Below are 21633 nucleotides of genomic sequence, written 5' to 3' on the forward strand. Positions count from 1 at the left end.
ATTAACTGGCGGGTGAGTCGGCTTCGCGGTAAAGCTTAACCAGATAATAAGTGTCAATCAGCACGATAAAAAAGTTCACTAAGGCAACTGGATAAGCCCCAATTGCCACGCCGTAGGCCACAAATAAAGCCGCGCCGATGAGATTCCACCAGCGCAGTTTTTTGATGTTCGACATCATCAGTGATATTGCGACGACCACAGACGCCAAATAACCAACCCATTCCCAAATTGTCGCGTTATCCATATCCAATCCTTATTTATATATTATTTAAATCAAACGATTGATACGCCATTCACACCACAGGAAATAGGCTGGGCTATTGCACTTAGCACTTAGCACTTAGCACTTAGCATTTAGCATTTAGCGTTTAGCGTTTAACGACAGCTGCCGTCATCCGTGAAATACAGGTCAATTCACCGGCGCTGTTATGGATTAACACTTCCCATACAGAGCTGCGTTTTCCTAAATGAATAGCCTTAGCCGTGGCAGTTAATAGCCCATTACGGGAAGCCCGTAAGTGGTTAGCGTTAATTTCTTGGCCGACACAATAGTACTGCTCAAAATCCACCGCGAAATTTGCCGCATAGCTGGCAACAGTTTCAGCAAGCGCGACATTCGCGCCGCCATGGACTATCCCCAAAGGGTTATGCACTGCAGGACTGGCTGGCATAGTTGCCTTCATATAATCGTCGCCAATCTCACTGATCTCAATCCCTAAGGTCTGCATCAAGGTGCCTTTGCCGCCCATACCGGCATCTAAACGCGCGCAATCCTCTAACGTGACAGCTCTAAACCAAATACTCATTGCAACTTCCTAGTCAATAAAACCAATCAGCAGTTTACTGCGAAGTGAATGAAGTTCAACTAGTTTGCGCTAAGCCAGTCCCGTCAATCTCGGCAAAAATAAGACTCAAACTAACCATTGTTTAGTAACACTCAGCCGACTAAACCAGACGAGAAACAATCCCCAAATCACCACCACACTCGGCATGATTAACGCGTCAGCCCCCAATACCACAGCCGCTTGTTGAATGCAAAACACATAGCTCATTTGCAACAAAACCGCGATAAGTGAGACAACCAACACTTTATAGGCAAGGGATTTTCGTAATAACAACAATAGGCAGCCTAGAACGCCCGACACCACAGCAAAGCCAAATATCGCATCAACTAAAGCCGGCGTGGATTCATAGAGTTTGATTTGATCTGGACTCATTTGCGCCAAGGCATCCGGCGTCATGGTCATTTGGATCACAAAAGCCATCAGCCCCATGATATTCCACAATAAACTGAGCGTTGCGACAAAGTAAAACCACAGTGGCGCCTTCGCTTTAATGGTTTTCAGCGGATTTGAGACTGTATCCATACTCACTCCTAATAAAAACTGAAATAAACAACTAAAAAAGGGATGGCGAACCATCCCTTCGTTTCAGTCTAGCTCACAAATAACACTTGTGAGTTCACCCGTTACACAGGTTAACGGCGACGACGTTGTAAACCAAACAAGGACATTAGTGCTAAACCTAAATAACCCAAAGCACCTCCATCATCTTTAGGCGTTGGCTCAGGTTTTGGTGGCACTACTGGCGCTGGGTAGCTTAAGGCAACGATCACAGGATCGTGGTCCGATGCAGAGAACGCATTTTCAGATTTAGCCAGATCACCAGAGAACTTCTTACCGTATTCAAACAGGTTAGATTCCACTGAGTTGATGTGCCAATCTTCAATATCCACTAAACGTTTGGCTAAGCTAGCATTGGCTAAAGCGTGGTCTAAGTTGCCTAGCTCGCCGTTATAGCTGTAAGAGTAAGTGCCTGCACCGTGGGCTTTCGTGTTCAAGTTGATCAGGCCATAACCTTTTTCAATCTTGCTACCTTGGCGTTCAAATACTTTGCCATCGAGCGTCGTCCACGAAGCGGTCATGATGTCACGATCTGACTTGCTCGCATCAAAGTCGGTCAGCACACGGATAGGATCTTCCATGCCGTAGGCATTCATATCACCGATGATCAGTAAGTCGCCCTTCACGTCTTTTAGCGTTTCACCCAAGACTTTGGCAGCAGATACGCGGAAAGCATTACACTTGCCCTGTTGATCGGCAGGATCGACTGACTCTTCAAAGTTAGCCCAATCTTCTAAACAGCCTGAGCCTTTAGATTTCAAATGGTTAACGACTACGGTCAGCGACTCATCATGGATTTTAAAGGTTTGCGCTAAGCTGTGACGTTGGTAAGCATCGTTACCTGGATTTGTCTCAGTTTTGCCATCTTTAGTACGAGTCACGCTGCCAGCACTGGCATGTTGCTCAGGAGTATCGATAGCTTGAGCAGCACCAGCTAAGGTCACTTTGCCGCCACGGTATAACATGCCCACAGTGATAGCATCAGTGCCAAAGTACTTGCCGTCATACTTGTCAGCGTCGGTGATTTCAACAAAGCTATAAGCGTTTTCAGGCGTTTGCTTCTCGTTCAGTGCATCGACTAAGTTTTTAATCGCACTCTTCTCACCAAAACCGTTGTTGGCAATTTCCATCAGACCGACGATATCGGCGTTCATGGCAGTAATAGCGCTAACGATTTTAGTGCGTTGTAGCACCATTTCTTCCAGCGTTAGCGCGCCACGGTTACTACCTGATGGATTGGTATCACCACCATCAACATCGTTAAAGAAGTTCAACACGTTAAAGCTAGCCACGCGCAGATCGCCCTTAGTGGCGACGCTTGGGGCATCAGTTCTATCATCACCACGGATAAAATCACCCGCTGTAATAGTGTTCGTTGCCACTAAACGATAAGCACCGTAGCTGTAACCAATCACGCCTTGCAGGTTAGTCAGTTGGTCGCCCACACGGATATAGCCCGTTTCCACATTGAAATCAGGGAAGTATGGAATTACACCGTCGGCAGGTTTGTAATCAGATTCGATAAAGAGTTGGTTTTCGAGGTTAGATTTAACTAACGCAGTCGCTTCTGCAGAAAGCGCAGGATAAAGCTGTGTCGACTTCATTAGCGGTTCTTTATAAGACACTAGCATGTTATTACGACGGCCTGCGTAGTCATAGCTGAAGGTACGGCTGATCTTAAGATCGCTGCCCGCATCTAAAGCCACATTCATGCCTTCATAACGCTCTAATGCTTGCGCTAAGGTTTCGCCATCGGCGACATAGAAAGGCGCGGCAACTGGAACTTCACCCTTAGCGCCGACTTCAAATTTCTTATCGGCTTTAATATCGATTTGAGTTAAGCCAAAGTATTCTTTCACTTTACCTTGTACACAAACTTCAACCCCAGGTTGAATCGCTTCAGGTACCGCTTCACCTAAGAATACAAACACACCATCAGAGGTATACGGTGAGTTATCACCTTTCACTTCTTGTAGATAAAAACCTTTAAACAAGCTTTCACCACGGGCAGTCACGACACCGCGCACTGTAACTTCAGCTTCAGACTCAAATGCACCTTCTGGAACGTAAGGGCTAGATTCACCCGCACCTTGTACTTGATAAATCGGCACTATTTTAGCGCCGCTGCAGCTAAAGAGCGGCACTTCTGGCTCTGCTGGGGCTTCTAGATAACCTAATCCTGAGAAGGTATCTTTAGGTAATTGTTCCCACTGGGCGGCATTAAATACCGTATTCGCCACTAACGCATCTAATTTACGTTTTAGGGTAACGTCTAATCCCCAACCCGTTGGTGTTGGTACATCGCCAATAATATCGACAACCGCATCATCTTTAACGAGTGCGACCGCATCACCACCATTAAAACTTAAACTGCCAGAGTAACTGTCAACACCTTGGTCAAGCGTGATCACAGCGCTAGAATTTAAAATGACTTTAGTCGTTTTAGGCGCAATGGATTGGCCATCTAATGCCACCATATCTGATGCAACAGTTGCCCCATCTTTATAACGAACCAGTTTATAACCCGCGAGATCAATTGCCGTATCGCCGCTGTTATACAGTTCAATTGCTTTATTGTTTGCGCTACCTTCAACATATTCGGTAATCATCACATCTGCGCTTGCCATCATAGGCAAAGCTGCTGCGACAGCTAAAGAAATCGCCGTTAACTTATTAACATTATCCATATCATCAACCCCATTATTATAATATTGCCGCTAACTTCTATTAACGTGCGGGCGGATTATTTCAGAGTTGAATGCTTAAAAAAAGAGGGCAAGATCGCACATTGCCAATGTAACACATTGATGAGTAAATGATTATGGACATGACACTGTTCACCTAGCAGAACAAGGTGATAATTCGAAAGTATTAGCCAAATAAAAACAAACAGTAAGAGTAATACACATATGCTCAGCCAAAGCACTAGCGCGAACAAATAATAACCAATATTTTAATGTGATATTTTGATGATATTTTTCAGTATGGGATACCCAATAAAATATAAAGAACGCGGCGCTTTAACAGATGACCGATATCATTAAAACGTAATTTAGTCTTCATCATTTTGAAATAAATCCAACGCTAAAACGGACTGGATTTAATGATTAATCTCATCCATTGGCATATCCGATAGATATTGATGGTTGCTATACAAAACTAAACATGACTAAAGACTGCAAACCTTGTATAGCATGGCAATAAATTAAGCATTAAAACAATAATGTGATTTTTACAGACAAAAAAATACCGCCCATTTAGGAGCGGTATTCCACTTACTGAGTATTAAACGCGGCAGTTAATTCATTACTTTTTAGCTGCTGGTTCAGCGGCTGGCGTTGCAGACGCTTTCTCAACTGATTTCAATTCAACTTCAAAAACCAGTGTGGAATTTGGTGGAATAGTACCAGTGTCACGCTCGCCGTAGGCTAAGTTTGCAGGAATAACAAACTTGTACTTAGCGCCAACAGGCATTAATTGAACGCCTTCGGTCCAACCTGGGATCACGCGGTTCAGTGGGAACTTAGCCGTTTGACCACGTTTGTATGAACTGTCGAACTCAGTACCGTCGATTAAAGTACCAACATAATCCACTTCTACAGTGTCTTCTGCGGCAGGTTTTTCGCCAGTACCTGGTGTTAATACTTCGTATTGTAAGCCAGACTCAGTTGTCACTACGCCAGACTTAGCCTTATTTTCTTCAAGGAATTTTTTACCGTCTTCGATGTTCTTAGCAGAAATCGCAGTAGCTTGTTCCTGACGTTTATCGTTTAACTTTTTATCTAGACCTTGAAGAATGGTTTGCATTTCTTCTTCGGTTAATTTTAATTGGTCATTCAGACCATTAGTGAAACCAGTGACGATCAGAGTGCGATCAACTGGTAGGCCTAATTCTTCTTGCTCTTTGATATGGCCAGACATGTAACGACCGATTGAAGCGCCTACACTATAAGCTTCTTTTTGAGCTTCTGTCGTTAATTCAACACTTGTACTCGCAGCAGCTGCTTTTTCTTCTTGATTACAAGCAGATAGGCCAATAACAGCCAATGCAACTAACGATAATTTATAAATCGATTTCATTAAAGCTTCCTCAGCATCCTCAAGCGGTTACAATAACCTAAGCGAGACAACTTTATACTAGTTATCTCGGTTATACCAACTAGATTCTTTATGGGTTAACAGTGATTAATGTCACTTGATCAAGTCTAAAGACAGCAACTTAGGGAGCAAGTTCATGAAGAAAAATCTACTGCTGGTAATTTGCACAATTTTTCTGACAGCTTGCCATCCTAAAGCGGAAGACATTAGCGTTCTCACCACGGAACCTAGCTATAGCGCGAGTCTATCGAGCAATGGACAATTCGCCTTAGTCGCCACCCAAAGTAGTGGAGTCCAATGCTGGGATCTCAGCACCCATACACTTAAATACCAATGGATACATGGCGATATCAATACTGGCGTCACAGGTACGGCAATTTCGCCCAACGGACTATTTGCAGCGTCGTTAAGCCGAGATTCAGTTGCCATGTGGAGAATAGCCGACGGTAAATCCCTAGGATGGTGGTCTTTGCCTTCATCCGGTGAAAGCGTGGCGGTAGCTGATAATGGCGCGCTACTCATTGGTTTAAATGATGGTTCCGTTATGTCGCTCAATGCCGCCCAAAGTGCCTTAATCAAATTTCTGGGACATAAAGATCGCGTCAATAGCGTGGCCCTCTCCGCGGATGGCCGTTTAGCATTGACGGGGTCGAATGATATGCAGGCGATTCTTTGGCAGGCGCAAACGGGTCAACCGCTTCATAGCTGGACCTTAAGCAGCCGTATCACTAAAGTGGCGCTTAACGACAGTGGCACACTAAGTTTTACCAATGGCAGCACAAATGAAGCCAAAATCTGGGATAACACTAGCGGTAAACTGTTAAATCAGTTAGATATTACCCGTCGTCAGATGAACTTTTCTGCGGTGAGGTTTATCAAACAAGACAGCCAGATATTAACGGGAACGCCGGCGCGGGAAGTCATATTGTGGCAACGCGACTCGGGTAAAGAAATCGAAAAATGGCAGGTTGCACTCACTAAAAACAGCCAAAATCGAGGAGCCGTTGTATACTCTGTGGCAATTCGAGATACCAATAAAGTCGTTAGTATCAGTAGCCAAGGCTTAGTTGAGACTTGGCAGCAATAGAGGTTAGTCATGCAAGGCGTACAAGCACAAATTGAAGATCTAGAAACCAAATTGGCTTTTCAAGAGCTCACAGTCGAAGAGTTAAACCAAGAAGTGATCAAATTAAATCGACTTGTGGCTCACCAGCAGCACCAAATTCACATGTTAATTGGTAAGTTGCAGGACATGGAACCGAGTAATATGGCGACTCAGGCTGAAGAAACGCCGCCGCCACATTACTAATACTGACGCTTTAAAATAAGACTTTGATTCAAAGACGGTTACCGCAAAATATCCAGGGAATGCGATGTTTAAACATTTGATGCCAAAACAAACCCCGCCTTTATTACCCATAGCGTTAGTGGGTGAAGCTATTCTAGGGCAGACTGCAATTGCAGTGCATCATTTCGATGCCGAGCTCGCGCACCTTGCAGAGCAAATGTCTGCCAGCATGGAAGCCGCCAAAGGCGTTGGCATCGCGGCGCCACAGGTTCACAGTCCCTTAGCCTTATTTATTATGGCTTCTCGCCCAAATGAGCGTTATCCAGACGCACCCAATATGGCGCCTGTAGTCGTGGTTAATCCGCAAATCATTCATGCATCGAGTGACTTAGTCGGCGGCGAAGAAGGTTGCCTGTCCGTTCCCGGCCAAAGATTTAACATACTAAGACATCAAGCCATTGAAGTGCGCTACCAGAATTTACAAGGCGAGTGGCAACAGGCCGAATTAACAGGCTTTATTGCGCGGATTTTTCAACACGAATTTGATCACCTGCAAGGGATCACCTTACTCGAGCGTTCACGTATGCCTGAAGAGGCTCAGTCGATTTCAGCCAAGTCCATCGAACAAGGTGAAGCGCAATAATGAAACTGTCTTTGGTTACACCTTTATCTCGCGCTTTTATTGCACCCGCTTTGGTAATGGGGTTGGTGTTAAGTTTATCGGGCTGCGCCTACAACAGTATTTTTATTAATTACCCTTCACAGATTGAACCGCTCAAACAAGAGTTGAATAGTGCAACACCCTTGGCCGATATCGACAAACTTGCCAGTAATATCAATGGCAACGATGGCCTACTCTATGCTCAAGAAGCGGGCCGTATTGCTCAAGTCGCCGGCGATTTTGCGGCTAGTAAAAAGTACTACCAACAAGCGGTCGATGCTTACACCGCCTTTGATGATAAGGCCAAAGTCAGCGTCAGTGATATTAGTGCCACAGCCAGCAGCTTAGTGTTAAACGACAATGCGATTCCGTACCGAGGGCCTGGGTATGAACGCATCATGCTGCACCAATACCAAGCGCTAAACTATTTGTTTAGTGGCGATTACCAAGGCGCTTTAGTCGAAGTTCGTCGCAGTAACGAGTTACAAAGCAGCGAGCAAGAGCGCTATCAAAAATCGCAAAAGTCGGTGCAAGCCATGGCAAACGGGACTATCGATGCCGAGGTCAACAAACTAGGTCAAGCCGCAGGCACTGTAACGAGTTCTTTCTTAAACGCTTACAGCTATTACACCACTGGCGTATTACATGAAGTGCTGGGTGAGCCGAACGATGCCTATATCGATTATCGTAAAGCGGCGCAAATCACCCCAGACAACACCTATTTACAGCAAGATCTGGTGCGTCTCGCCAAGCAACTCGGCATGCCGCAATATGATGAGTTTAAACGTCGTTGGGGCGATGCTAAATTACCTAATCCCAAAGATGGCCAAGTGATTTTGATGGTCGAGCGTGGCTTTGTGCCCGCCAAGCAAGCCCTTACCGTGCCTTTTACTATCCATGGCAATTGGCAAACCGTGTCGCTAGCCACTTACATGCCAAACAATACTTTTGTGCCAGAGACGCAAGTGCAAGGTTTAGGTACAGTGCTGAAAACTGAACCTATTGCCAATATCGATGCCTTAGCCATCACAGCACTCAAGGAAGATCTGCCCGCAACCTTGGTTCGCCAAGTCGCAAGGGTTTATGCCAAATCTGAGATGGCCTATCAGGTTGGAAAGAGTGGCAGCCCCGGAAACAATGCCGCCGATATTGGCAGCATAGCGATGCAGATTTTTAACGTAGTAACAGAGCAAGCGGATCGCCGTAGTTGGCTGACGCTGCCTAAACAAGCACAGATCGGGCGGCGTTATTTGAGTGCGGGTGAATACACTTTGCAGTTAGATAAAGCGCCACCGGCAAGAATTGACGTTGCAGCAGGCAAAACCACCTTAGTCTGGGCAATTGATACTGGTAATTACACCCGAATTTATTCAATAATCATTTAGCCTAGCGGTTGTGGTATTTGAATAAGACGTGTGTCATTAAGTTTATACAATCACAAAATGGAACTGACTATGAAACAATTTAAACTGATTTTTGTGCTGGCTGCCGTTATGGGTCTGGCTGCATGTCAATCTAAAGTCGAATATGGCGATGCCACCGAAGTTGAAACCGTCAATGAGAATTTTGGCTCAACGGATCTACAAGCTATTGCAGCCAAGATGGTGGATAGCATGATGACTTTCCCTCCTATCGTGGCCATGACAGCCAATAGCCGTCCGATTTTATTTGTCGACAGCATCAAGAACAAAACCTCAGAGCACATTGATACTGAGTCTGTTACTGACTCTATCAGCAACAAACTATTGCGCTCAGGCAAGTTCCGTTTTATCGACATGACTAAAGTAGATTCAGTCCGTAAGCAATTGGATTACCAAAACAACACTGGCATGGTTGATCCATCAACCGCCATCAAGTTTGGTCGTCAAATCGGCGCGCAATACATGTTATACGGCAATTTATCTAGCATAGTTAAGCAAGACGGTAGCACTAAAGACGTGTACTACAAGATGACAATGCGTTTAATGGATTTAGAAACAGGCCTGATCGAATGGTCTGATGAAAAAGAAATCCGTAAGATGAAGTCTAAGTCTTTCTTAGGCATGTAATTGTCTATTGGCGCTCACTGTCGCCAAACATAGATCCCAAGAAGCCAGCTTAAACGCTGGCTTTTTTTTACATTTTTAACATTGGTTATCCAAGGTAAATAAGGTAGTGTACTCGGCCAAAATACACTGCAATGATGCTGCTTCAAATCGGCGTTGGCGCGGGGGATAATTTGCCACTCAGGCAACCCCAAACTCCCGATATTGAAAGCAAATATCCAAGCAGAAAACAAAACAAATTGTTGAAGGATTCAGTTGTGAACTTGTTTAAAGCCAGTTTTGTTGCCCTTGCCTGCGGCGCATTGATGTCGTGTGCCACCCAAAGCACTCTTAATACGGGTCCACGTGACGCCAGTGCTTACATTAGCCAGTATCAGGCCGCGCTGCGCTCGCAGATCATTTCTGATGTTCGCTATGAATTGGATTTTCAGCTCACAGGGGAAGCCGAGTTTTCCGCCACCTCCAAAGTGACCTTTCAATTAAGTGAAATACCAAAACAACTGAGCTTAGATTTAAACAAGGCACAGATAAAACGCTTTATCATCAACGGCACCGCTGTATATCCAAACTATAATGGCGCTTACATTAGCTTAAATACGCGTCTGCTGACCTCGGGTGAAAACACGGTTGAAGTGCAGTTTACTCGCCCTCACAGCACTAATGGCGAAGGCCTGCACCGTTTTAAAGATCCGGTCGATGGCAAGGTCTACCTCTATTCGCATTTTGAACCCGCCGCCGCGCAGCAAATGTTTGCCGTATTCGACCAACCGGATATCAAAGCCAACTATCAGATTACGGTCACAGCGCCCAAAGATTGGCAAGTGATTAGCACTATGCGTGAAAGCCAAATCACTCCAGCAGGCGCATACAATCGTTGGACCTTCCCTGATACGCCAAAACTCAGTCCGTATAACTTTTCTATGCATGCGGGCCCTTACCACATGTGGCAGGACAACTCGGGCCGCTATCCGATGCGCCTGTTCGCCCGTGAATCTGTGGCTAATCAAGTCACACCGCAGGATTGGTTTAACTATACCAAACAAGGGTTAACCTTCTTCGATAACTACTTTGGCATTCCATATCCCTTTAAGAAATATGATCAAATTCTGGTGCCTGATTTCCTCTATGGCGCCATGGAAAACGCGGGTGCTGTGACCTTTGCCGAGGATCATTTCCTTTATAAAGCAGCCATGACGGCAGATCAAAAACAAAGCCTAGCCGGCGTGATCATGCATGAAATGGCGCATCAATGGTTTGGCGATCTCGTGACCATGAAATGGTGGAATGGCCTGTGGCTCAATGAAAGCTTTGCCTCCTTTATGGGCACCCTTGCGACTCAGGAAGCAACCGAATTCACCAATGCTTGGCGCACTTTTTACGCTAAAGGCAAACAAAGAGCTTATGAGCAGGACAGCTTAGTCACTACGCATCCGATTGAAGTGCCAGTGGCAACAACCCAAAACGCCTTCGACAATATCGATGCGATCACTTATCAAAAAGGCGCATCGACACTGAAACAACTGCGCCACTTGCTGGGCGACATGGTGTTTCGCCGTGGAGTCAGCAATTATTTAAAACAATATAGTTATCAAAATGCCGAGTTAGATGATTTTATCAATAGCCTAGGCAAAGCCGCTGGTCGTGATTTAAGCGCATGGACTCAAGAATGGCTCTACAGCGCGGGCGTTAACACCATCAAGGCGGAATATCGCTGTGAAGGTAACCGTATCAGCGACTTTAGCCTGCTTCAGCTCCCAGCAAGCGCTGATCTGCCAACATTACGTGAACAAAAAGTCCAAGTGGCACTCTTTACCCAAGGCCGCTTCGATTTGCGTCATGACGTCACTGTGCCAGTCACTTACAAGGGTGAGCGTACCGAAGTCAAACAACTGATTGGTGAGCGCTGTCCTGACTTAGTCTATCCAAACTTTGATGATTGGGGCTTTGTGAAAGTCGAGCTAGATGACAAATCCTTTAACACCGCAAAACAGCAGTTGAGTAATGTGTCAGATCCACTGCTGCGCTCTATGCTGTGGCAAAGTCTGTGGGACAGCGTTCGTGAAGGTAAATTGAGCTTAGATCAATACCTAAGCACAGTATTTGTTAACGCGCCTGCTGAGACGGACTACACGATTGTTGGTCAGATCATCGATAGCATGTTGCGCTCGAAGCAGTATCTCGCACAAATCGCACCTATTCAGCAAAACTACGCTGAGAATGCAATCAAAGGCTTAAGCCAGATGAGCCTTAGAAAAGCGATGGAAAGCAAAGGCGATAATGACTTCCAACGTATTTGGTTCGATGCGTATGTCAGTTTAGCCAGCGACAGGGATTCATTGCGCCATTTAGCGCAACTCGTTGACGGTGAAACAAAAATTAAGGGGTTAACCTTAGATCAAGATTTACGCTGGGCGATTATCACCCAGCTCAATCGCTATGATTTCCCTAACGCGCAGCAACGTTTAACCAAAGAAGCGGCCAAGGATAATTCGGACTCAGGCGAAAAAGCTGCGCTTGCGGCGCAAGTGATCCGCCCAGAAGCGGCGGCCAAACGTCGCTGGTTAAGCAAGGTTCATCAAGACAGCCTGCCTTTCTCCAAGCAACGGATCATTATGGAAAATCTTTATCCTGCGGAGCAGAGACTATTGAGCGCGGCTACAGCGGAAGAACGTTTGGCGAGCTTGAGGGATATGGATAAAAAAGGTCCTGTGTTTATGCGTAACTATGCTCACAACTTGATTCCTACTAATTGTAACTACACTAGCATAGCGGCATTGGATAAAGTGCTTGATAGCCAAACTGGATTATCGAATCTCACCCGCCGCAATCTATTAGAAACCCGTCAAATTGAACAGCGCTGCGTGCTGATCAAAAATAAAATGACCCAATGAGATTAAGGCCATTTTAGAATTAACAAGGAGCTTCTAGAAGCTCCTTTTTTATGTGCCGTAATAAATGAAGCCTAAACACGAAGCAGAACAACAAGACTCCCCACAGAAACTTAACCTTCAAATAAACAAGTTGGCATTCTGAATAATCAATTAATCGAACTCGTGAAACGGTAACATATTTAATTATATCGTGAGCGAAAACGAGTTTATTTTAACGGTCTACAGACGATAAAGAATGATACTTTTCATTTATAGAATATTATTCATCCACCTCGATTCAATCTTCTCAGTTTTATCGAGTAACCATTAATAAATAATGGCTCACTCAATCGTTATTAACATAAAAATCATGCGATTATAAAAATTCTAAATTATGGGCGTCACGTCTAAATTTATTACTATAATTCACTAATGGTTTAATGTTTTTCCCCTTGCTGCCGCTATACTAAAACAACGTTAGAGAGCTAACGGAATATAAAGGAATAGATTATGCGATCGACACTCAAAACACGGCTGCTGTTCAGCAGTCTTTCCGCTGTACTGATCACTATTGCTGTACTCGTAAGTATCTCTAGTTATTTCATTAGAAATAATGCGTTAGAAAACACTCAACATGAAATTGACCAACTGGCGAATACCTTTTCATCCGGAATTGGTCAGTGGATGCAAGACAGAAAAATGGCCATTACCAGCCTAAAACAAGCCATTGAAGCCGATCCGAGTACAAACGTTACCCCTCATTTATTGCAAGCGCATACTGCGGTTGACTTTGCCCTCACCTATTATGGCGACGAGCAAGGCAACATGTATCGTCAAGATCCGTCTCTGAATACCGCGAATTACGATCCCCGCGTTCGCCCTTGGTATATGGACGCTAAAGCTGCCGGTAAAATGATCATGACAGCGCCCTACGTCAGCGCCACACTGAAAAAACAAGTAGTGACCATTGCCGAACCTGTAATAAGTTCGGGCCAGCTGATAGGCGTGGCAGCAGCGAACTTAACCATAGATCAATTGACCGATGCGGTGCAGCGCCTCGAAGTGCCGGGCGAAGGTTATACCTTGATGGTCGATAATGCAGGACTCATCATCAGTCATCCCAATAGCCAGCTCAATACCCAACAACTCACGAAAATTGATAGTGATTTTAGTAATAGCTGGTTATCACAGCGCACCAATGCCAATACCATGGAAGAACGCACCCTCGATGGCGCTACTAAGTTAGTTTATGTGGCGGCAATTCCCTCGACAGACTGGGCGCTGATTTTCGTGATGGATAAACAAGAAATCATGTCACAGGCAACCGATCTTGCCTGGTGGATGTCGGCCGTAGGTGTCGCCCTATTAGTGCTATTTGGCTTGATTTTAATCGCGATTTTCAAAATCCAATTCAAAGATCTCGAACGCGTTGCCCAAGCACTCAATGATATCGCCGAAGGTGATGGCGACCTGACTGTGCGCATTCATACTGCCAACAGTCACGATGAAATTGGTATGTTGGCATCGGGCTTTAACCGCTTTGTGGAACGTCTCCATGGCATGATTTCCCGTATGCACAAGATTGCAGGTCAATTGGAGCATCAAGCCCAAGGCAGCAGCGCTTCGGCCACAGACAACAGCCAACGCATTGAAGTCCAACAAGATGAAGTGACTATGGTCGCCACGGCTGTCACCGAAATGGCCAGTGCCACCGAAGAGATTGCCAGCAACGCCGAGCACACAGCACAAACGGCGCAAAATGCAGTCGGGCTTTCGAATCATGGCCACAAACAAGTCGCCCAGAGTCAGCAATCTATCCGTAATTTAGCCAGTGAAGTTGAAACTGCCGGCCGAATTATCGGTGAACTGAATGAACACTCACAGAAGATTAACAGTATTCTGTTAACAATCAGTGGCATCGCCGAACAAACCAACTTACTCGCACTCAACGCGGCCATTGAAGCCGCGCGTGCGGGTGAACAGGGCCGCGGTTTTGCTGTGGTTGCCGATGAAGTTCGAGTGCTGTCACAACGCACCCATTCATCGACCCAAGAAATTCAAGCGATGATCGAAACCCTCCAACAAACCGCCGGCAAAGCTGTTAAATCTATGACTCAGAGTCATGAAATGGCAGAAACGAGTGTGGCCGACGCCAATTCCGCCAGCGAAAGTTTGTTGCTGATCAGTAAAGCCATTAATGATATTTCAGATATGGCGAGCCAAATTGCTACGGCAGCTGAGGAGCAAACCTCAGTCACCAGCGAAATCAACCGCAATACGGAGTCGATTCGTGAAGTGTCGGAGAATCTGTCGATTGAGGCGCAAACCTCTATGGTGCAAGCGCAGGAACTCGCCCACTTAGCCGCGTCATTACAGCAAGAAGTGAATCGCTTCAAACTGTAGAGTCATCACGGACTCTATACCCTGATACCGTAAAACCGCTACATACAATAATGCCCGCGAATGTCACTGACATTCGCGGGCATTTCTTTACACATTCCAGTAATTCAAACTCTTGCGCTTGAACGTCTCAATCGAACTCACACTATCTTAGTCACCTTGTTTTCAAGGTTATTTAACTCAGTGTCTTTTAATTCACGGTCTTCTAACTCAGTGTCTTTTAACTCAGCGCTCTTTAACTCAGGAGCCGCAGTCAAAGGATCTGCATGCAGGTTTCTCAGCCCTTGATAGCCCATTTCAATGCGATTGCCCCCATTCTTCTTGGCCTTATACATGGCCGCATCCGCACAGGAAAGTAACTGTTTTTCGTCCGTGCCGTGCTCCGGATACAGGGCAATACCGATACTTGGCAGAATATGGATTTGCTGATCGGTAAGCTCAAAGGGTTGATTGAGGACTTGTAATATTTTTTGCGCTGCCAACAGGGTATTTTGTGCCGAATCAACGCGCTCGAGTAAGATGACAAACTCGTCGCCCCCAAAACGCGCTACGGTATCTGAGCCCCTTACACAGCTGACAATACGTTGTGCTGTCACTTGCAGCAATAAATCGCCCACACTATGACCAAAGGTATCGTTTACCCACTTAAACTTATCTAAATCTAAATAAAGTAAAGAGAAATAACTTGATTCCCTATGGGCTCGGGATAGCGCCTTTTGAAACCTGTCGTAAAAAAGCTCGCGATTGGGCAACAGGGTTAGCTGATCATACAGCGCAATATGCTCTAATCGCGCAAGCATTTGTCGGCGTTCAATCGCAAAGGCAATTTGCGTAGAAACAAACTCCAATAGCTCACGGTCTTGGTGCGTATAAGAAGCCGAAGTGGGCAAGCTATGCATCATCAAGGCACCGATAACACCTTTTTGCAGCTTTAGCGGCACACCCAGCCAACTTAAATTGCCATTACCCAGCTCTTCGCGAATCGCTTGAGGATACTCAGATAAGGTCACAGGACACAGGAGTAAAGATTCTGCACTGTGGATCACTTGTTCGGTAAACAAGCTGAAACTTGCAATATCGACCAGTGAATTATCACCCGCAGCGGCTTTGTAAGGGAAACTGAGTTCATTTAAATCTTGATCGTACAATGCGATGGCAAAGTTTGCCGCGGGCAGCAATTTTGCAATGATTTCATGGATGCGGCGATATAGGGCTAGCAAGTCCTCAGCGACATGCACAGCTTCAGAAATCTCATACAGTGCAGCTTGTCTGCGTTCGGCGTTTTTACTCTTAGAGATATCTCTGGCGACCGCGACGCGTTGTTGGTAAGCATCGGACCAGCGTGCGGACCACAAAATATCGACAATGACGCCATCTTTACGCACATAACGGTTTTCGAAATCGACCTTATAGCGGCCAGTCATAATCTCATTGGCGGTTGCGAGTGTGCGCTCTCTATCCTCAGGAATAACAAGATCGAGCATCTGCATGCCAATCATTTCTTCTGGGGTATAGCCAAAAATGCGTTCTGCCCCGGCACTGACAAATTCAAACCGCCCCGCTTTATCGACGACGCAAATAGCATCCAAGAGAAGGTCGATAAAATTGCTTAGGGAAGTGTAGCCATCATTATTCACGCAGTTCTCCAATAAACGTCTGTCTTTGGCTAAGTCTTAAACTCGATCATAAGCATAAAAATAGTAATAACGCACTATTAGAGTAGGTTAATTTTCAATGTCATTCCAGAGTTGGCCAAGTTAAGTCCGGCTTTTACAGGATTAAATGCACAACAAAATCAAATACAATACCTCAAGCCATCAGCGGCTCGATTTGACTCTAGACTATTAGTATCGGCACAATGCCCCCAACCCCTAGCCTACATAAGGCTAGGGTTACATTGGCAAATGTGAATAAAATTTAAGGAATTTATTTTTGGATGAGTTGCGTTCTGGGTTAGATAAACCCAGCCATTTTCGCCTTGGCCTAGCCATGTGGTCACACTCGAATTGGCAAGAGAGTGTTTATGGCCATGGGATTAAACAAGCGGAGCGACTCGCCCGTTACGCCACAATATTCAACACTGTCGAAGGTAATACCAGCTTCTACGCGACGCCTGCACTGCAAACCGTGATGAACTGGCACAGTGCCACGCCCGATGATTTTCGCTTTACCTTCAAGCTGCCGCAAACCATTACTCACCAAAGACTATTGCAACACTGCGGCCAAGAGTTGAAGGATTTTTTCCAAGTAATGGCGCCATTAATAGATAAAACGGGGATCTGGAAAATTCAACTTCCCGCCCATTTCGGCCCAGAAAACTTACCTGTGTTAGCACAATTTCTCAATCAAGTCCCCCAAGGATTAACCTATGGCGTTGAAGTCAGGCATGCAGCGTTTTTTGCTAAGGGAGACGCCGAGCGCGCACTCAATCGATTACTTATCGATAAAAAAGTGAATCGCATCATCATGGATAGCAGGCCCTTGTTTGCCCTGCCGCCCAGCAACGCCGCCATTATCGACGCCCATAAGAAAAAGCCGCGGGTGCCAGTGCATGCGATTGCCACCGCCAATAATCCTGTGGTGCGCTTTATCGGCCAACCAGACGATGCCGTAGCACAACTCGCGCAGCAAGGTGTTAGCGCTTTGCCTAAGAATAACGATGCCTTTTTTGATAATTGGCTCGCACAGCTCCCGCTGTGGCTCGCAGAAGGTCGAGAGCCCTATCTGTTTATTCATACTCCCGATAATGAAACCGCGCCTGAACTGGCCATCCGTCTCTATCAAACATTGCGCAGCCAAATTGCAGCGCACATTCAACTCGCCGAGTTAAGCCTACTTGAGAAGATACCTGAGGAGACAAGTACGCAGATGGGACTTGCTTGGTAAAACGGGCGCGAGGTAAAACGGACTTAAGTAGAAATCCACGGCAAGCTCGCCGTGGGTATATACCCAAACAACCTGAAGATGCAGGATTCAGCGGGCTGATGTTAACTGAATGGTAACGCACTTTAAGTAAGGCCATTAATTGCTCCTGCATTAATGGCATTCACGCCATCCATGGCGATTGCGGTTATTTGTAGACCTAGTGGACTAAGTTAAAAATAGCCAACACGGCATAAAGTGCGTTACCCCGTGGTTAACATCAGCCGCCGGGACGGAGCGCTTAGGGCACTCCACTTCCGTGTTGCATCAATTCAAAAGGTGGCCGACATTCTGTCATTAATGCGCCTTGAATTGAAGCACCCTGGGCGCTCTGAAACTCGCATCTTCAGGTAGCTTGGGTATAGATTAAAAACAGCTTTAACTCGTGATAAATAAGTTATTCATTTGTTCAAAATCAAGGGCAATGACTTTAGGTATTGAGCCATTATCAGCGGCAATAACCGCATCTTTTGGCTGTTGCTGAAACGGCTTTGCCTTAATTGAATTTAACAAAATTGGATTAAGCAAAGTGTCATAGGCTTGTAAAAATGAAACCGGACCGGTGGAAAAACGCTGCACACCCGCTGCAAATAACTCGTCGATATCCATCTGCTCATTCAATAGCATAAAATTCAGTGGCATATCCACAGCGGCAGACAAGCGCTTAGCGGTCTCGACCTTGGTCGCGCCAGGGATAAAGCCGCCATCCGCGCCCGCAGCCTGATATTGAGTTAACCTATCGATTGTCATAGCGACAGCGGCATCACCACTGGCTAAGCCCAGTAAATACACATCGGTTCGCGCATTAATAAATAATCCTTGGCAACGAGGATGGGCGCGAATAGCTTTAATTTTTGCCACCATCTCAGCAACACCTGCACTGCCATCCTCAATATTAATCCCTGCTACGCCAAGCTCAGCGAGCTGTGCAACAAAAGCAGCAACCTCATCGGGATCTTGGCTATAACCAGATTCAATATCTATCGTCACTGGCACTCGGCTCAGCCGTAGGATATTGTTCACTGCGTCCAATAAGGCCGCTTTAGGTAGCGCTTGGCCATCGGGATAACCGAGCGACCAAGCCAATGCCGCGCTACTGGTCGCAATCGCACGAGCGCCCGATGCTTGGATGATGGCCGCACTGGCGGCATCCCAAACATTGGTTAATATCAGCGGCTCTGATTGTTGGTGTAGTGCTTTGAAAAGTATTCTCAATTGCTCAGCCATCTTATGTCCTTGTTGGTGTTGAAAACTCAACTCTAACAAGATGGCTTAGGTCATTATCGCGGAAAACGGCACTGAACCTAAAAGCCAAGCGCTCAAGGCTTGGCTATGTGAGTATTCAACTTGGGTATTCTTGGCTAACCCCAAAGTGCATTGGCAAGGATAAACACGCACGCAGAGAGCAACATAGTAATAGGAAGCGTCAGCAGCCAAGCGAGCATGATTTGCTTAATTGTTTGGATCTGTAGCCCCGAACGATTAGCCACCATAGTGCCCGCAACGGCGGAAGATAAAATATGAGTCGTCGACACAGGCATGCCCGTCATACTGGCAATCCCAATCGATACGGCAGCGGTGACCTGTGCGGCAATGCCTTGGCTGTAGGTCATACTCGATGAACCAATTTTCTCCCCCACGGTATACACAATCCGTCGCCAGCCCACTAACGTGCCGCAACCCAGCGCAGTCGCAATGGCAATAATCACCCAAAGAGGCGCATATTCAGTGGTGCGGGTGAGATCCTTGCGCCATTTAGCCAATGAGGTTAGATCTTTCGCGGGGAGCTCTAACTTCGCCACTTGGCGAGCAGTATCATCGATACACAGGAGTAATCGTCGCACCTCGCGCCGCTCTTGTACATCCATGTCTTTGTAAGTCGAGACTTTTGCCAAGCGGCGGTCAAGTAGCGACATCGCAGGTAATACATTTTCAGATGAGCAATGCGCCAGCATATATTCGGGGACGTTTGCTGAAGCGCTAAAGTCGATCACATCCGCGATCACGGCTTGGTTACGATCGTAAATCGCCATAATGCGCCGATTGGCATCTTGAGTTCGTTCCAAATCATAGGGTTGACTGCCCATGTCCAAGGCAAAATACGCCGGAGCCATACAAATCAGCACTAGCATCACTAGACCTATACCCTTCTGGCCATCGTTCGAACCATGGGCAAAACTCACCCCCATAGCAGAGACAATTAAACTCGCCCTTGCCCAAAATGGCGGGTGTTTTTTGCCATTAATCTGCATCTGCTCATCGGGAGTGCGGTGAATTTTATGTTTCTGCCAGACGTATTTCATGATGAGTAGAAAAATCCCCGCCATCACAAAGCCTAAGGTCGGCGAAATGATTAAGGACAACATGATCTGCGAGGCTTTAGAGACATTAATACCCTGCAAGATAGGCTGATGATTCATCCAAGCGAACGCGCCGCCTACGCCCATTATCGAGCCAATCAAGGTATGGGAACTCGATGCCGGTATACCAAAATACCAAGTGCCTAAGTTCCAGATAATTGCCGAAAACAGCAGGGAAAAGACCATCAACAAACCTTGGGTCGAATCCATGCCGAGCAAGGAATCTACGGGCAACAAATGCACTATCGCATAGGCCACACCTAAGCCACCTAGTAGCACACCCGCAAAGTTAAAGAGCGCAGAAGTAACAACTGCAAGATTGGCTGGCATAGCCTTGGTATAGATAACCGTAGCCACCGCATTGGCCGTATCGTGGAAGCCATTAATGAATTCATATGCCAATACAAACAGTATCGCAAGCACTAAACCCACAGACCAAGCAAAGCCTAACGTTGTGAACATTTCAAACATAAAATACTGACCCATGGCGAGAACGCCCACAGATTACGCCCAAGTTTGGCCTCTTTTACAGTGAAAAATTATTTAGATTGTCAAAAAGTGAATTAGTCCTCAATAACTCAGTAGCATGCTTGCAATTAACACTGGCTTGATTTTATTCGGCCAAATGAATATCTGTGCTGCTAAAAGGTGTAAAGCATTGATTAAATGTTAAATAATCAAACTAAAAATAGTGTTAAACGCCATAAATCGTAACAGGGTTATATCCCATGATCGCCTAACCGAAATCGCTGTGGCGTCATCCCAAAACGCTCCTTGAAAGCTTTGATATAGGATGAATCATTTTGATAACCGATTTGGTGGGCCACATTTTGTATTGATAGGTCAGTAGCCAATAACGACAGCGAATAGATCAGCCGCAAATGTTGACGCCATAATACGAATGAAGAACCAAACTCCCTCACAAATAGCCTCGACAATGTTCGTTCCGATGCCCCAACCCTCTCTCCCCATTTCACTAAAGAGAAATCTAAAGCTGGCGTTTGGGTTAAATGCTCAAAAATCAATTTTAAGCGCCTATCTTGGGGTATCAGTAACTTAAAAGTCTGTCCTCCCGCACTATTAATTTGATCGTATAGCACCTCAAGCAAACGCAGTATTGGCGCCTGAACCATTGGCTCAACATTTATTGGGGTATTAAAAGCACATTGTTTTCTGAGTGTTAACACTAACTCCCTTAGAAAAGCACTCATAGCGACGGGTTTAATCATGGCACCATAATCTCGACCACACATAGGATTCAGATAGACGCCAATAAAGCAGGTATCAGTAATCGCAACAGACTCATGTATCACCCCTGCAGGCACAAAAAGCGCTGTGGTATGGGGAACTAAAAACAGTGCGCCATCTGCCTCTGTCTGTAACAGGCCTTGAAGTGGAAAAATAAGCTGATGCCAACAGTGCTGGTGTAAAACATCCACATAACCCTTCTGCATCTCAATCGTTTTTACAAAAGAAGGCATATTAGGCGCTTGCTCAATAATGGCGTTAATCGAATCGAGTTGGCGACTTAGCATTATTACTTGTCCATATAACGTTATTCAGCCAAATAAAAAGGATTGTAGCAT

The 21633-nt window shown here is 45.8% G+C and carries 17 protein-coding genes; 8 read left to right on the forward strand and 9 right to left on the reverse strand.

All coding sequences use genetic code 11. The features are described 5' to 3' along the window. Position 1: 1 nt before the first annotated feature. The 5 genes from OX890_RS18510 to fkpA form a co-directional block, all read right to left on the reverse strand. The gene (locus OX890_RS18510; RefSeq protein ID WP_006080419.1) at positions 2–244 is read right to left on the reverse strand and encodes a YgjV family protein; all 243 of its coding nucleotides are present in this window, start codon (positions 242–244) and stop codon (positions 2–4) included. 124 nt (positions 245–368) lie between these two features. After that, positions 369–806 carry a PaaI family thioesterase gene (locus OX890_RS18515; RefSeq protein ID WP_126492637.1) on the reverse strand — a complete coding sequence of 146 codons (438 nt, stop codon included), beginning with the start codon at positions 804–806 and terminating at the stop codon, positions 369–371. A gap of 105 nt (positions 807–911) precedes the next feature. Next, positions 912–1367 carry a hypothetical protein gene (locus OX890_RS18520; RefSeq protein ID WP_126492638.1) on the reverse strand — a complete coding sequence of 152 codons (456 nt, stop codon included), beginning with the start codon at positions 1365–1367 and terminating at the stop codon, positions 912–914. A gap of 110 nt (positions 1368–1477) precedes the next feature. Next, positions 1478–4090 (reverse strand): extracellular exonuclease ExeM, encoded by a 2613-nt coding sequence (gene exeM / locus OX890_RS18525; RefSeq protein WP_012090063.1) that lies wholly within the window; start codon positions 4088–4090, stop codon positions 1478–1480. A gap of 619 nt (positions 4091–4709) precedes the next feature. Continuing rightward, on the reverse strand, positions 4710–5483 hold the full coding sequence (gene fkpA, locus OX890_RS18530; protein WP_006080412.1) for an FKBP-type peptidyl-prolyl cis-trans isomerase: 774 nt from the start codon (positions 5481–5483) through the stop codon (positions 4710–4712). A gap of 154 nt (positions 5484–5637) precedes the next feature. Between fkpA and OX890_RS18535 the strand changes: the two genes are divergently transcribed. The 7 genes from OX890_RS18535 to OX890_RS18565 all read left to right on the forward strand — a co-directional run bounded on the left by OX890_RS18535 (position 5638) and on the right by OX890_RS18565 (position 14768). After that, positions 5638–6588 (forward strand): WD40 repeat domain-containing protein, encoded by a 951-nt coding sequence (locus tag OX890_RS18535; protein WP_012197598.1) that lies wholly within the window; start codon positions 5638–5640, stop codon positions 6586–6588. 9 nt (positions 6589–6597) lie between these two features. Beyond that, positions 6598–6810 (forward strand): SlyX family protein, encoded by a 213-nt coding sequence (locus OX890_RS18540; protein WP_006080410.1) that lies wholly within the window; start codon positions 6598–6600, stop codon positions 6808–6810. A 64-nt stretch (positions 6811–6874) separates the two neighbouring features. Further along, positions 6875–7432, forward strand: coding sequence for a peptide deformylase (def, locus tag OX890_RS18545; RefSeq protein WP_126492639.1), 558 nt, complete (start codon positions 6875–6877; stop codon positions 7430–7432). Next, positions 7432–8835: a COG3014 family protein gene (locus OX890_RS18550; protein WP_126492640.1), complete on the forward strand. Its 1404-nt coding sequence runs from the start codon at positions 7432–7434 to the stop codon at positions 8833–8835. Before def ends, OX890_RS18550 begins: the two co-directional genes overlap by 1 nt. A 69-nt stretch (positions 8836–8904) precedes the next feature. After that, on the forward strand, positions 8905–9498 hold the full coding sequence (gene lpoB / locus OX890_RS18555) for a penicillin-binding protein activator LpoB (protein ID WP_006080406.1): 594 nt from the start codon (positions 8905–8907) through the stop codon (positions 9496–9498). Positions 9499–9752: 254 nt separating this feature from the next. Continuing rightward, positions 9753–12386 (forward strand): aminopeptidase N, encoded by a 2634-nt coding sequence (gene pepN, locus OX890_RS18560; protein ID WP_126492641.1) that lies wholly within the window; start codon positions 9753–9755, stop codon positions 12384–12386. A 489-nt stretch (positions 12387–12875) separates the two neighbouring features. Further along, complete coding sequence (locus OX890_RS18565) at positions 12876–14768, forward strand: methyl-accepting chemotaxis protein (RefSeq protein ID WP_012197602.1); 1893 nt, start codon at positions 12876–12878, stop codon at positions 14766–14768. A 137-nt stretch (positions 14769–14905) separates the two neighbouring features. Here the strand turns inward: OX890_RS18565 and OX890_RS18570 are convergent, their stop codons facing one another. After that, complete coding sequence (locus tag OX890_RS18570) at positions 14906–16402, reverse strand: GGDEF domain-containing protein (RefSeq protein WP_126492642.1); 1497 nt, start codon at positions 16400–16402, stop codon at positions 14906–14908. Positions 16403–16697: 295 nt separating this feature from the next. Here OX890_RS18570 and OX890_RS18575 point away from each other — a divergent pair, with 295 nt between their 5' ends. Continuing rightward, on the forward strand, positions 16698–17651 hold the full coding sequence (locus tag OX890_RS18575; RefSeq protein WP_268649715.1) for a DUF72 domain-containing protein: 954 nt from the start codon (positions 16698–16700) through the stop codon (positions 17649–17651). A gap of 414 nt (positions 17652–18065) precedes the next feature. Here OX890_RS18575 and OX890_RS18580 read toward each other — a convergent pair whose 3' ends face one another. From OX890_RS18580 to OX890_RS18590, 3 genes are all read right to left on the reverse strand, one after another. Further along, entirely contained in the window at positions 18066–18914 is an 849-nt protein-coding gene (locus tag OX890_RS18580; protein ID WP_126492644.1) for an isocitrate lyase/PEP mutase family protein, read from the reverse strand. Between the two features lie 134 nt (positions 18915–19048). Next, the gene (locus OX890_RS18585) at positions 19049–20518 is read right to left on the reverse strand and encodes an inorganic phosphate transporter (protein ID WP_126493529.1); all 1470 of its coding nucleotides are present in this window, start codon (positions 20516–20518) and stop codon (positions 19049–19051) included. Positions 20519–20766: 248 nt separating this feature from the next. Continuing rightward, positions 20767–21582, reverse strand: a complete 816-nt coding sequence (locus tag OX890_RS18590; RefSeq protein WP_126492645.1) for an AraC family transcriptional regulator — start codon at positions 21580–21582, stop codon at positions 20767–20769. Positions 21583–21633 lie beyond the last annotated feature (51 nt).

The organism is Shewanella sp. DAU305 (genome assembly GCF_026802235.1).
GTDB lineage: Bacteria > Pseudomonadota > Gammaproteobacteria > Enterobacterales > Shewanellaceae > Shewanella > Shewanella baltica.